Source organism: Mangrovibacterium marinum, from assembly GCF_003046625.1.
Taxonomy (GTDB): domain Bacteria; phylum Bacteroidota; class Bacteroidia; order Bacteroidales; family Prolixibacteraceae; genus Mangrovibacterium; species Mangrovibacterium marinum.
Genome location: NZ_QAAD01000014.1, coordinates 26,335 through 39,281 on the forward strand (window position 1 = coordinate 26,335; position 12,947 = coordinate 39,281).

Sequence of the window (12,947 nt, forward strand, 5' to 3'; positions counted from 1 at the left end):
ACATTTCTTATTTCCACAAGTCATGAAAAGAATAATCGTTTTTTTTTCGTTGCTATTGATTAGTGCCACAGGCTTCTCACAGACTCCTTTTCAACTGTCATTTACGGCAAGTCCGTCGGTAAACTGGATGTCGCCGGCAGGGCAGGATGTGAAAAATAATAAATCGAAGATGGGTTATGAATTCGGTGTTCACGGCGATTTCTACTTCGACCCCGAGATGCGCTATGCCTTTACAACGGGGCTGCTGGTTAGTCAAACCGGTGGCGAGCTGACTTATGACGTGGCCGGCGAAAGCTTTAACTTTGCCGGAGTGTCGATCAATTCGGGACGGAGTATTCGCTATCGGCTAAAGTACATTGAAATCCCCTACGCGTTGAAAATGCGCACCCGGAACTTTTACCGTTGGCGCTACTGGGGCTTGTTTGGCTTGTCCAGCTCGATCAATATTTCGGCTAAAGGCGATTCGAGCGACAAACAATTGGACAAAGCCGATATTAGCAAAGAAGTGAAACTTTTCAATACGGCCTTAAACCTGGGGCTGGGCGGCGAGTACGATCTGGGCGAACGTAATTCGCTGATTGTTGGTGTGATCTATAAGGACGGTTTTATGGATATCACCAAAAATTCGCTCGGTGGCAAGACCACCGTAAATTCACTTACCTTTAAATTAAGCTTGGTTTTCTGATATTTCGGTCGCTTATTTTTCGATTTCAGTTATTTTTGCGGTCAGTAGAAACCCAAGTTAAGCCCGACTTCAGCCCGGATGGAAAACAAGCACCGCTAAAAACCGCTTGATTCGTGTTGTTGGTTGCGTTTATTTATTTTGAAAAGAACAGAAAATGAAGATTGCTCTTGCTCAATTAAACTATCATATTGCCAATTTCGAAAGTAACAGCGGAAAAATACGCGATGCGATCGCTGCGGCAAAAGAAGAAGGAGCCGATTTGGTGGTGTTCTCCGAATTAGCCGTTTGTGGTTACTATCCGCACGATTTGCTGGAGCGAAAAGAGTTTATTGAACAAGCAATCGACCAGATACACCAAATAGCCCATGCCTGTGTGGGGATTGCCGCTGTTGTTGGCGGTCCAAGTATTAACGAAGGTAGCCGGGGAAAAAAGCTGTTTAATTCGGCCTATTTTTTATACGATGGCAAAGTACAGGCAATTCGCAATAAATCATCGCTGCCAACCTACGATATTTTCGATGAGTACCGTCATTTTGAGCCCAATCGCGACTTTGAACTGGTGGAGTACAAGGGGCAAAAGCTGGCCTTGACCATTTGCGAGGATCTGTGGGACGAACAACCCACGCAAAACGAATTCGGCAAAGACAAGCTTTACCAGCGCAACCCGATGGCCGAGCTGAGCAAGCTGAAGCCGGACCTGGTTATCAACCTGTCGGCATCGCCTTTTTCGTATAACCAGGAAAGCTGGCGGAAAGATATCCTGGTGAAAAATGCCCTGAAATATCAGTTGCCCATTGTGTATGTAAACCAAACCGGTGCGCATACCGAGTTGATCTTCGACGGGGGATCCTGCTTTGTGCAGGCCGATGGTTCAATTCCGGTTGAAATGGCTTACTTCAAAGAAGATTTTTGCATTGTAGATACCGAAAAACCCGTTCAACAGAAACAAGAGGAACACGACTATATTGCCAAGATTCATCAGGCATTGATCCTGGGGATCCGCGATTACTTCCGGAAGATGAATTTTCAGGATGTCGTCTTGGGCTTGTCCGGCGGTATTGACTCGGCCGTTGTTTGTGCCTTGGCCGCCGAAGCGCTGGGCAGCGAAAATGTGCGCGGAGTGCTTATGCCATCTCGCTATTCGTCGGATCACAGTGTGGCCGATGCTATCCATCTGGCCGACAACCTCGGCGTTCGCTACGATATCATCGGTATTCAGGATATGGTTGATGCCTTCGAAAAAGAGTTGAGCGCTGTTTTCGAAGGTTTGCCACCAGGGGTTGCCGAGGAGAATGTGCAGGCACGAACGCGCGGTATTTTGGTGATGGCGGTTTCGAATAAGTTCGGAAACATTTTGCTGAACACAACCAACAAGAGTGAGTGTGCTGTTGGCTACGGAACACTCTACGGCGATATGAATGGTGGATTGGCGGTATTGGGCGATGTTTATAAAACCGATGTTTACAAGCTGGCCCGCTACATCAACCGCAACCAGGAGCTGATTCCCGAAAACAGCATCGTTAAGCCACCATCGGCCGAGTTGCGCCCCGACCAAAAGGATACCGACTCGTTGCCCGACTACGATATTCTGGATGGCATTCTGTTTCGGTACATCGAAATGAACCAGTCGCCCGACGAAATCGTGGCTCAGGGTTACGACCGCGAAACCGTCCTTAAAACGGCACGTATGGTCAACCAAAATGAGTATAAACGCTTCCAGACCCCCCCAATTTTGAGGGTTAGTTCCAAAGCCTTTGGTTTTGGGAGGCGCATGCCCCTTGTTGCCCGCTACAGCTAGCGTTGATCGGGCTCAGCATCACCGTTTTATTTTTCTTGCATAAGGCTTTTTTGGGGGCAAAATAGGAGCCCTCAAAATTTCGTATTTCGCAAATTTAATTAACTTTGATGCTGTAAAACATATAAATTGAAACCTATGCTGAGTCAAGAAGAGGGAATCAAAGAAATTTTTGAAAATCCTAAGTCCGTTTTCAGTTTATTGAGCCCCCAGGAAAAAGACGAACTAATCAACCACAGCTCTGTAGAATTTTTTAGAAAGAATGAATTCATTTATAAGGAAGGTGATTTCCCATCGGCATTCATGTTCCTGATTGATGGAAAAATAAAAATCTTCAAGGAAGGTGTTGGCGGTCGCGAACAAATTATCCGCATGACCAAGCCCATGGGCTATGTCGGATATCGGGCTTTAATCGCTGAAGAAATTCATAATGCTTCCGCTGTAACCCTGGAAGATTCCAATGTATTTGTCGTTAAAACCGAGCACTTCTTTAATAAGTTGCTTCGTAATCCCGATTTCTCACTTCGTTTAATCCAGAAGCTGGCCCGAGAACTCGGGTTCTCCAATTCACGAACGGTAACACTAACCCAAAAGCATATTCGCGGGCGCTTGGCCGAGTCGCTGCTTTTGTTGAAGGAAAAGTACGGCTTCGAGAACGACGGCGTTTCGCTGAAAGCTTATCTGTCGCGCGAGGATATTGCCAACCTGTCGAACATGACAACCTCCAATGCTATTCGCACGCTTTCCACTTTCTCAAGCGAAAAAGTCATTGCCATCGACGGACGAAAGATCAAGATTCTGGATCTTCATAAATTAGAACGCATAAGCAAACTAGGATAACTAAAAAATCCCGCCAACCGGCGGGATTTTTTATGCTCCAATATGGAGCAACATACACTGTTAAATTTGTTCCCACCCTTGTCGGTAGCTATGTCTGATCCATTCGGCAGCCATGCTTGCTGCCGGTAACTCGCGGTACACATCATTAAATTGCGGGTTCCCGTTGTTAAGTTCAAATTCGCTTTTAGCCAGAATCCTTAGGCGGTCGTTCATTCCAATGTTGGTAAAACGCATATTCACGCTATCCCAGATCAGTTTGCGGTTTAAGCTTTGCAGACGAACAGCCAGCACCCCCAGCATCACCATTTCGTTTAGCGGACCAGCGTAGGCAAAGTTCGAAGAGGCTTCCACCCGGTTTGCCGGATTTTCTTTACAGGCCCGGATCCAGTCTCGCTCGTGTCCGCCTTCCATGGCATCAGCAATGCGGCGGAAGCTTTTGGCAGGAGCTTCAAAATGGCGCATCTCATCAGTTGGCAGCAATCGGGGATTCCTACCGTAGCTGTCGCAAATTAGTTTGCCCCTGGAGCCGTAAAACAGACAACCGCCATTTTCATCCCCCATCTGTTCGCCATCTTTCAGTTCATCGGGTCGCTCGGGCAGGAGACCGCCGTCGTACCAGTTGACGGTAACCGGAGGCATAGCCAGCTTGGGTAAGTTATCGCGGGCCGGAAATTCCCAACTTATCTTTTCGGCATTCGGCGCCGAGTCGATGGTGAACTTACTCGAGCTTGCCTGTACCGCTTGGGGGGCTTGCAGCTTTAAGGCCTTAAAAGCGGGATCCAGAATATGACAGCCCATGTCGCCCAGGGCACCGGTGCCAAAGTCCCACCAGGCACGCCAGTTCCAGGGATGATAAGCCTCGTTGTAGGGGCGCATGGCCGCCGGGCCAACAAACAAGTTCCAGTCGAGTGTTTTGGGTATCCGCATTTCTTTGTCGGGGCGGCTCATCCCCTGCGGCCATATCGGACGGTTAGTCCAGGCATCAACCCGGTTGACCTCGCCAATTTTGCCGGCTTGAATCCATTCGCAAAGCTCGCGGATGCCATCGGCCGAATTACCTTGGTTGCCCATCTGGGTAGCTACGCCATAGCGGCGGGCCGTTTCGGCCAGTACCCGCGACTCGTAGACCGTATGTGTCAAGGGTTTTTGCAGATAAACGTGAAGCCCCTGGCGCATGGCCAAATAGGCCGGCAGTGCATGGTTGTGGTCGGGCGTGGCAATCACCACTGCGTCAAGATCCTTTTGCCGGTCGAACATTTCCCGATAGTCTGCATAGCGTGTTGCCAAGGGCCATTCCCGAAACGAGTTGCGGTTGGCGTATGCTGCATCCACATCGCAGAGGGCTACAATGTTTTCCAGCTCCATGTTTTTAAGATTGCGGTAGCCAATGCCACCAACGCCAATACCGGCAATGTTAAGCTTGTCGCTTGGCGGATGGTGTCCCAGGCCGGCAATCACCGTGCTGGGCAGAATGGTAATTCCGGCCAGGCTTCCGGTTGCAGTTTTTAGAAAAGATCGTCGGCTGAAGGAAGCTTTTTCAGTTTTCATTATTCGGGGATGATGGTTGCGCAGCAATTTAGCAAGAAAAGAGCGTTGTAAAAAACGAAAGACCACAAATCGTGGATCGGGAAAGGAGCTGCGGCAACTGTTTGCCGCGGCTCCTTCTTCGGTTAAATGTACAGGCAGTAATAGGCAACTTGTTGGGCTGCTTTCACCTTAAATTTAAGGTCTTTCTCAACCCGGAAGGTTTCGCCGGTCTGGTAGGTTTTCCAGTCGGTTTCGCCGGGCAAAAGTACATCCAGGCTTCCGCTGGTAATGGTCATCAACTCGATGGTGGCCGTGCCGAATTGGTATTCGCCGGCTTCCATCACGCCAATTGTAGCTGTTCCTTCTTCATTTTCCAGGGCAATGGATTTCACCGCACCTTCGAAATATTCATTCACTTTCAACATAAGTCGTGTGTTTTTAAGGGATTTAATGGTAGCGTCAAAAATAATTGAATCCGGCAGATGGAGGCAGGGAGTCGCGGAAAAAAACGGTTTCGATCCGTTGTATTCTTTGCCAGAGCCGGAGGGGATTGTTTTTCTCGATGTGGCTTCAAAAAAATCAATTTGACTGGTGTCGTTGGGTGCACTACATTTGAATCAACAATAGAAAACAAGGATTCAGAAAACGAGAACAATTTTTCAGCGATTTATTTTTGAGGCAACATTTTTTTAACAGCTTTCTTATTTTAAAAGGGAACCGAACAATGATCGGTTCCCTTTTTTTGAAAATTCGGGCTTGCGGATGTTTGTTATTGCGCTTGTCATCCGTTATCGAGCTTGTCGTCTATACCAGCATCAATGGCACTTGATAATTCGGCATTGCGGTGTCCCGACAGTCATCGATATGCTGCAAAAAAAGAGGAGCAATGCCCCTCTTTCATTAAAAGTGTAACCCTATTTGTGCGGGAACTTAGAAAGCTCCTCCCTCAAATTCCATTTCGTTGGTTTCGTCGCCGTTTCCTTTGCGGTCTGTTTTGTAATTATTCAGTTTAAAGCTTAACGAGAGCTGCACCACCCGGGGTTCGTGTTTAAATTTGAATCGTGAGTTGAAGTTGGAGCCATTGTTGGTTCCTTCCCATCCGCCGGAGCCGAGAATGTCGTTTACACTCAGGGTGGCGGTCAGCTTACGATTCATAAACTCTTGACGGTAGGAGATGTTGGAATAGAACGATCCCTCGCGATCTCCCTGAGTGGACACCGAAGGTCCCCGATACATCCCGGTGATCTGCATGCGGCTGGTGGTCGAAAATTTAAAGGTGGCATTCACCCGTCCATCGGTGTTGGTGCTCGACCGATTGATGTACTCGCCCAGCACTTCGCCCTGTAATTGGTAGTTATAAACCGACACGCTTGAGTTAAGCAGTAACCACTTGGTCAGATTCAGGTTGAGCATCAGTTCGGCTCCGGTTGATTTATCCTGGCTAACATTGGCCGAGGTTAATACATACATGCCGTCGTCGCGAACTTCGGTAATGCGCGAGATTACATCGGTGGTTTTGCGGTGAAAGGCGTCCAGCGAGATGAATGAAGTTCCGAAGCGTTGCATCAGGCTCATGTCGTACGAGTTGGTGTACTCCGGTTTCAATCCGGGATTCCCTTTGCGGAGTGTTGTTTGGTTCATAAAGGTTTCAAAGGGATCCAGGTTCCAGCCTCTGGGGCGGTTGATGCGTCGGCTGTAGCTGGCCATCAGCTGCGTGTTTGTGAGCAAATCGTAAGAGGCATGCACCGATGGGAACCAATCGAAGCGGTCGATTTTATAGTTCTCGGTGTTTTCGCCAATGTGTTTGATTTCCCGCTTGGTGTATTCACCCCGTAGGCCTGCCATCAGTTCCAGTTTGTCAATTTTGTTGGAATAAGTGGAATAAATGGCGTGGATATCGCGTTGAAAATCCATCTTGCTCGAATAGTTCGGATCATTGATCCAGCTTCCGTCCTCGTAGTTCTCAAACAGATAATCTTCGGTTTCGCGGCGCATGCGGCTTTGGAAACCGGCTTCCAGTTTTCCCGTTTCACCCAGTGGGCGGGTATAATCCAGCTTGGCGCGGTAGTCTTGCGAATCTTCGCCTTCGCTTGTTCTTACCCGCAGATCGTAAAGCGGATCGTCACCCCAGGCGTAGTTGGGGTCAGTCACAACTTCCGACTGATAGTCCACATCATCGCCGGTGCGGTTACGGAAATAAATCATCCCTTCCAGCTTATGTGTCGCATCCTCGTTGTATTTATGCAGAAAGTTAATGCTGGCATCAACAAAGTTGTTCTTGCTTTTCGAGTCGTCAAATTCGTGCGTGTATTTTTCTGTTAATCCCGCCGGGTTGTTGATTGCTGTACGGTAATAATTGTTGACACTGGAGTTATTATCGCGGTTATGCGTTCCGGCATTGGCCGTAAAGCCCAGCGTTGTTTTATCGGTCAGGTACAGATCCAGTCCACCTTTAAAGCGATAGCCGTGACGGTTAAACTCGCGGTCGCCATCCGTATCGAGGTATTCGGTGCGGTCGTCGTAATAGGTTTCCCGGCTTGATTCGTGATCGCCGTTAAACTTCCGGTTGTTGGTATCGAAGCCCAGGGTGAACTGCCGTTTTTCGTTTTTGTGATTCACCGTAAAGTCCAGGCTACGGCTTTCGTTGGTGCTTCCCGAAACGTTGACAATGCCATCGAAACCGGTCAGCGCGTTTTTCTTGGTCACCAGGTTGATGATGCCGGCCATCCCGTCGGGATCGTATTTAGCCGAGGGGTTGGTAATAATTTCAATATTCTGAAGGGCTGAGGCGGGAATTTGTTGCAAGGCATCGCTGCCGGTTAAGGCCGATGGGCGCCCGTCGATAAAAACAGTAAAGCTCGATGATCCACGCAAGGTGACATTCCCTTCAATATCAACCTGAACAGAAGGTGTGTTTTCCAGAACATCAACCGCCGTTCCGCCGGTGGCATTAATATCCTGTTCTACATTAATCACTTTTTTATCCACTTTATACTCGACCCGTGGTCGTTCGGCAACAACTTCAACGCTTCCCAGTTCCTGGTGCGAGGCCTCCAGCGGAATGGTGCCCAGGTCGATGGAACTGTGGTTGTTGTTGATGCTGATGTTTTTGATTCGTGTTTTATTAAACCCAATGAAGTTGGCTTCAACATAGTAGGAGCCATTGTCGAGCTTGCCAATGGAAAACTCGCCGTTTTGGTTGGTTATGCCCCCTGTTACCAGGCTCGAGTCGGCAGTTTTGTAGATAGAGATATTGGCATACTCCATGGGGGCTTTCGAGTCTTTCTCAATAATTTTCCCTTTAATCACGGATTTTAGAGCCGGATCGGAAAGGGTGGTTTTAATCGGTTCATCCGCCCGGGCAGGCAGGTTTATGCCGAATAATCCTCCGGCAATGAAAAGCATGATTAGAAATTTCTTCGCGTACATGTTTAATTGTTTATCGATAGTGTGTGTGGCGAGCATCCGATTGATCGGTTCCTTCCCCGGTGGGCTTCCTCCTGGCACAACTTGATCAGCCGGCTCGCCAATTGCATTTGAACAATTACTAGGACAGGGAAAAGCCCGCGAAGTTTAATAAGGCCTAGCCAACATTTGTTAACAAGTGTAAAACGAGCTGTTTTTGCCAAAGCTTGTGCTGTAAGCTATTGCTAACGAGTTGAAACGGTTTGTTTAGCGTTTTCCGAAATTGGGGTCGAATTTGAGGAACGGAGCGATGATAAAGCCCGGAAGTGTGCAGATCATCACCCAGATGAAGAAGTTCAGGTAGCCTACCTGGTCTTCAATCCACCCGCTGACCATGCCCGGAAGCATCATGCCTAAAGCCATAAAACCGGTGCACAGGGCATAGTGTGCTGTTTTGTGTTCGCCCTCCGACAGCTGAATCATGTACAGCATGTAGGCGGTAAAGCCAAAGCCATAGCCAAACTGTTCAACCACAACCGCGGCGCTTACCACGCCCAAACTGTGGGGTTGCAACAGGGCCAGGAAGACATACACGATATTGGGCAGGTTCATGGCGAAAACCATGGGCCACAGCCATTTCTTCAGTCCGTGGTGCGACACCAGAATGCCGCCCACAATGCCACCCAGAGTGAGGGCAATGATACCGGCTGTTCCGTAAACAAAGCCAATGTCGCTTGTTGTGAGAGCCAGGCCTCCCTCGTTGAGATCATCCAGCAGAAAGGGAGAGGCCAGCTTGGCCAGTTGCGCTTCACCCAAGCGAAAAACCAGCAGAAACAGAATGGCCAGACCAATTCCCTTTTTGGTGAAAAAACTGCTGATGGTTTTTCCAAAATTTTTGGCCACGTCCGACAGTTTGTTGCTCTCGCGTTTCACATCACTTGGCGGAAAGGGCAGTACCAACAGGTGATACAGGAAGAAAGCCAGAAAAAGACCGGCAAAAATGAAGAAGGTCATGCTCCAGGCCGCGGCGATGCTGTCGCCCGAGCTTTCGAGATAACCGGCCAAGATCACCAACGGACCTTGGCCGGCGAGCATGGCTAAACGGTAGAAGGTATTGCGTATACCCACAAAGAAAGCCTGGTTTCCTTGCGACAAGCCCAGCATATAAAAGCCGTCGGCAGCAATATCGTGGGTGGCCGAGCTAAAAGCCAGCAGCCAGAAGAAGGCTAAGCTGTACTGAAAGAAGCGGCCAAAAGGAAGGGTGAAGGCTACTCCGGCCAGGGCGCCGCCAACAATCAGCTGCATGCCGATAATCCAGAAGCGCTTGGTGTGTAAAATATCGACCAAGGGGCTCCAAAAGGGTTTGATTACCCAAGGCAGATAAAGCCAGCTGGTATACAGGGCAATGTCGGTGTTCGAAATGTCCAGCCTCTTGTACATGATCACCGAAACGGTCATCACAAATACGTAGGGAAGTCCTTCGGCAAAGTAAAGTGTCGGAATCCATGCCCAAGGTGAGCGGCTGGTTGTTTTATTCATGTTTCGATTATCGGTTTAGCGCTTTAAATTAGTAAAAAAGATTTTTTTTGTCCCTTAGTACAGGGTCTTTAATTCGGCGCCCCGGAAATAATGAGCCAGAATTTGCTGATAGCTGTAGCCTTGTTCGCCCATCATGGCGGCACCGATCTGGCAAAGACCTACGCCATGGCCCCAGCCGGCTCCGGTTAATACAAATTGCTGCGGAATGCCATCCTGTATATCCCGATGGTCGATCACAAAGGCCGAGCTGTACAGATGTGTTTGGCTCAGGGCACGACGAATCTCCAATTCTTTGCCTATGGTGCGGCATTGTTTGCTTCCTGTGATTTTGAGTTTGATAATGCGCCCTGAATGTCCGCGACTCACGGCTTCGAGCCGGATAATATGGCCAAAGTCGATGCCCGTGCGCTGGTGGATTAACCAGGCCAGCCGGCTTTGTGAATAGCTCACTTGCCAGCGGTAAAAATCTTTGGTTTTTTGATCGAAATCGGGCAGTATTTGTTCCAGAACCTGGCGGTTGTTGGTATTGCAGAAGGCCTGCGGACTGGAGCGGATCCAGCGTTCTGCTTCATCTTCCTGCCGAAGATCGACACAAGTTGTGCCGCCATTTTCTGCGTCAACCACTTTGCTGAGATAGGGGTGGTGAACCGGTTCCCAAACGTTCTCGAAGTTCTCGGAAATACCGCCGCAGCATTTCGAAAAGCGCGCATCGCAGATTTGGTCGTCCGACACCAGGAATTGGCCAGAGGTAGCGTCGATAGCCGCATTGGCTTTGTCGCTGATAATGCGGCTGATGCCCTGATAACGCTGGCAATGATCGTCGGCACAGACATCGAACAGGCGGTGGTCTTCGCGATCGTACCAACGTATGCGCTCACTGTCCGTATCAATGTTGGTTTCATAGCTTTTCGGCTGGCTTTCCAGCTTTTTGCTTTTCTCAATTTGGGCCATCAGCCAGCTGCGCGATATCACGGCGTGGGCTTTTAACAGTTCGGGAGAACTGCTGGCACTCATCTCGGACGAAATAACCGATCGCAAATACTCTTCCAGCGGAAGCTGGTTGATAAGCTGGATCTTTCCCCCGTCAATGAGGAGTTTTAAGCTTCCCCGAAACTCCAAATCCTGCTTTTGTTCCCAGTGAAAGTCGATGCCAATGGTCACAGACTTCAGCAGAAAGGAAGCACTGTCCTGTGTTGGCTTAAAAACAAACTCGCGACCCCGAAGCATGATGCCCCATTGGTTGGACAGGACAATTTCGCCCCGGTGAATCGTGGCTTTGTAACGTGTTCCCCCGCTTCCGGCAGGTCCCTGATAGTCGCCTTTCAATTCAAAACGCAAGACTGGCTCGGCCATAATGCCGACTTGTATCTGTGGTTGATTCATCGATTCCATATTTAAGGGTTGATGCTTTTGTGTTCGGTGTATTTTGTTGTTTTTCGCTCGTTTGTCCTTTCGGTAATGAACGAGCCGAAAAGATAGCGAGAAATAATCATTTCTGTTGGAAAATAGAACGGGTTAAGGTGCTAATTTCTGCTTTATTTCTTCAAAAATGGCTTTATCCAGACTTACTTGTTCCAGAATGTCGGCTAAGTCGTCCCGGCTTATCTTGTTAAAGTCCTCATAGCGCGGAAGGATGGCCAAACCACCCATCTCGACCGATGCAGGGCTCATCAGTAGCTGATCATCACCCTCGGCAAAATACTGATCGGGGCGTTGCTTCTGCCGCGGAAACAGCATGATTTGCCAGCAGTTGTTGTTGAAGTTGGCTAAAATATTCAGCATAGGCTCGTCGTGCTCGGCTTGTTGGGGAAGAAACGAAATGGCTTGTTCAACCAGCTGCGTCAATTCCTCCCGCTTGGTCGATTGGAAGACAAGTAGCTGCCGCAAATAGCCTGGCGGCGCGGCTACGACGCTAGTGGCAGAGCTTTGGATCAGTATTTCGCCTTTTCCCTGCAAAAAGCGCTCGGCATCGGTATCCACCGGCATGGCGTTTCGGGGAGCAGCCTGAAAATGAAAGTGATCCGGAGCCGAAGCGCCACATTGGGGGCCATTGTAGAAGATGGTAAAGCCCGATAACTCGCGGGCTAAGTCCAGCAGATCGGGCAGGCGGCCGGCAATAAGCTGTGGCCGGTGCTGGTAGTCGACAATGGTGAGGTGTTGGTGAAAAATAGGATAGGGGTTGACCAACAGCTCATACCGGCCCCGAAAATCTAGGGCTCTTTGCTCGGCCGGGCGATGGGCCTGGCATAAAAAGCAGGGGCGTTGGGCAATTGTTGCCTGGTCGGTCTTGGCGGCCGACGAGCGAATGCGTTCGGGGTTGAACTGGGCTTTTACCACAAAGCCATCAAACTGAAAGCTGCGCTCCCGGACTTGGCTCAGTGCAGCAAAGTTTTGATCTGCCAGGGGCCAGCTATTTCTCTGAATGGCCATGAAATCGGCTATGTTGTAATTTTGTTTCACTTGTTTGTTTTTGCTGTGGCCGGCACCTTCGCCGACCTTAAATAAACGGAATGTTTGTCAACCGCAAGCCTTGCAGAATCACCCTGCCGGGCCTTGCTGTTGCTTGGCTTTAGGCTGTTTCTTTGTTGGAATGAGGCGGCCTAATATCCTCCTGGTTCATTCCGGCCAAGAGCTGCCGTAACGCTTTACAGAGTTGTTGTAACTCTTTACAGAGTTGTCGCAACTCTTTACAGAGTTGTTGTAACTCTTTACAGAGTTGTCGTAACTCTTTACAGAGTTGTTGTAACTCTTTATAGAGTTGTTGTAACTCTTTATAGAGTTGTCGTGACTCTTTATAGAGTTGTCGTAACTCTTTATAGAGTTGTCGTGACTCTTTATAGAGTTGTCGCAACTCTTTATAGAGTTGTCGGCTCTCTTTCGGGAAATGCTGCAACATGAGCGTCTCACATTTTCCGGTAACTGCGCATCCTGGCATCAACCAACAAAGAGGCTTCATTTTAACGGAGCCATCCCGTAAAGCTACATAGAAATACCCTATTTTTTACCAATGGCCTTCGCCATTTTATCCGGCTGGCACGCAAGCGGGGAACAAAGCTATCCCGTCCCGTGAGGGACGGAATTGTTCAGGGAGATGGTATTGGGCTGGTCGGATGGCATCTTTCCGGGATTTTTCTTAGTCTGGTATTTTTTTTGGGG

10 protein-coding genes are annotated in these 12,947 nt (G+C 49.1%); 3 read left to right on the forward strand and 7 right to left on the reverse strand.

The features are described 5' to 3' along the window. Positions 1–22: 22 nt before the first annotated feature. The 3 genes from C8N47_RS13170 (at position 23) to C8N47_RS13180 (ending at position 3,320) form a co-directional block, all read left to right on the forward strand. Positions 23–685 (forward strand): porin family protein, encoded by a 663-nt coding sequence (locus tag C8N47_RS13170; RefSeq protein ID WP_107823038.1) that lies wholly within the window; start codon positions 23–25, stop codon positions 683–685. Positions 686–839: 154 nt separating this feature from the next. Continuing rightward, positions 840–2,483 carry an NAD+ synthase gene (locus tag C8N47_RS13175; protein WP_107823039.1) on the forward strand — a complete coding sequence of 548 codons (1,644 nt, stop codon included), beginning with the start codon at positions 840–842 and terminating at the stop codon, positions 2,481–2,483. Positions 2,484–2,618: 135 nt separating this feature from the next. Further along, entirely contained in the window at positions 2,619–3,320 is a 702-nt protein-coding gene (locus C8N47_RS13180) for a Crp/Fnr family transcriptional regulator (RefSeq protein ID WP_107823040.1), read from the forward strand. A gap of 60 nt (positions 3,321–3,380) precedes the next feature. Here C8N47_RS13180 and C8N47_RS13185 read toward each other — a convergent pair whose 3' ends face one another. The 7 genes from C8N47_RS13185 to C8N47_RS19120 all read right to left on the reverse strand — a co-directional run bounded on the left by C8N47_RS13185 (position 3,381) and on the right by C8N47_RS19120 (position 12,747). Beyond that, a complete protein-coding gene (locus C8N47_RS13185) occupies positions 3,381–4,868 on the reverse strand; it encodes a Gfo/Idh/MocA family protein (protein WP_107823041.1) in 1,488 nt (495 codons plus the stop codon). A gap of 122 nt (positions 4,869–4,990) precedes the next feature. Then, positions 4,991–5,272 (reverse strand): pyrimidine/purine nucleoside phosphorylase, encoded by a 282-nt coding sequence (gene ppnP, locus C8N47_RS13190; RefSeq protein ID WP_107823042.1) that lies wholly within the window; start codon positions 5,270–5,272, stop codon positions 4,991–4,993. A gap of 505 nt (positions 5,273–5,777) precedes the next feature. Further along, the gene (locus tag C8N47_RS13195) at positions 5,778–8,276 is read right to left on the reverse strand and encodes a TonB-dependent receptor (protein ID WP_170111392.1); all 2,499 of its coding nucleotides are present in this window, start codon (positions 8,274–8,276) and stop codon (positions 5,778–5,780) included. A gap of 243 nt (positions 8,277–8,519) precedes the next feature. After that, positions 8,520–9,791, reverse strand: a complete 1,272-nt coding sequence (locus tag C8N47_RS13200) for an MFS transporter (RefSeq protein WP_107823044.1) — start codon at positions 9,789–9,791, stop codon at positions 8,520–8,522. Between the two features lie 54 nt (positions 9,792–9,845). Further along, on the reverse strand, positions 9,846–11,174 hold the full coding sequence (locus C8N47_RS13205) for a SpoIID/LytB domain-containing protein (RefSeq protein WP_107823090.1): 1,329 nt from the start codon (positions 11,172–11,174) through the stop codon (positions 9,846–9,848). Between the two features lie 132 nt (positions 11,175–11,306). Next, a complete protein-coding gene (locus tag C8N47_RS13210; RefSeq protein ID WP_146161532.1) occupies positions 11,307–12,251 on the reverse strand; it encodes a DUF4922 domain-containing protein in 945 nt (314 codons plus the stop codon). A gap of 109 nt (positions 12,252–12,360) precedes the next feature. After that, positions 12,361–12,747, reverse strand: coding sequence for a hypothetical protein (locus C8N47_RS19120; protein ID WP_107823046.1), 387 nt, complete (start codon positions 12,745–12,747; stop codon positions 12,361–12,363). Positions 12,748–12,947: the final 200 nt, after the last annotated feature.

Coding starts and splice junctions, on each gene's coding strand:
- ppnP (WP_107823042.1), bottom strand. CDS start 5,272: ATGTTGAAAGTGAATGAATATTTCGAAGGTGCGGTGAAATCCATTGCC.
- C8N47_RS13175 (WP_107823039.1), top strand. CDS start 840: ATGAAGATTGCTCTTGCTCAATTAAACTATCATATTGCCAATTTCGAA.
- C8N47_RS13185 (WP_107823041.1), bottom strand. CDS start 4,868: ATGAAAACTGAAAAAGCTTCCTTCAGCCGACGATCTTTTCTAAAAACT.
- C8N47_RS13195 (WP_170111392.1), bottom strand. CDS start 8,276: ATGTACGCGAAGAAATTTCTAATCATGCTTTTCATTGCCGGAGGATTA.
- C8N47_RS13200 (WP_107823044.1), bottom strand. CDS start 9,791: ATGAATAAAACAACCAGCCGCTCACCTTGGGCATGGATTCCGACACTT.
- C8N47_RS13170 (WP_107823038.1), top strand. CDS start 23: ATGAAAAGAATAATCGTTTTTTTTTCGTTGCTATTGATTAGTGCCACA.
- C8N47_RS13180 (WP_107823040.1), top strand. CDS start 2,619: ATGCTGAGTCAAGAAGAGGGAATCAAAGAAATTTTTGAAAATCCTAAG.
- C8N47_RS19120 (WP_107823046.1), bottom strand. CDS start 12,747: ATGAAGCCTCTTTGTTGGTTGATGCCAGGATGCGCAGTTACCGGAAAA.
- C8N47_RS13205 (WP_107823090.1), bottom strand. CDS start 11,174: ATGAATCAACCACAGATACAAGTCGGCATTATGGCCGAGCCAGTCTTG.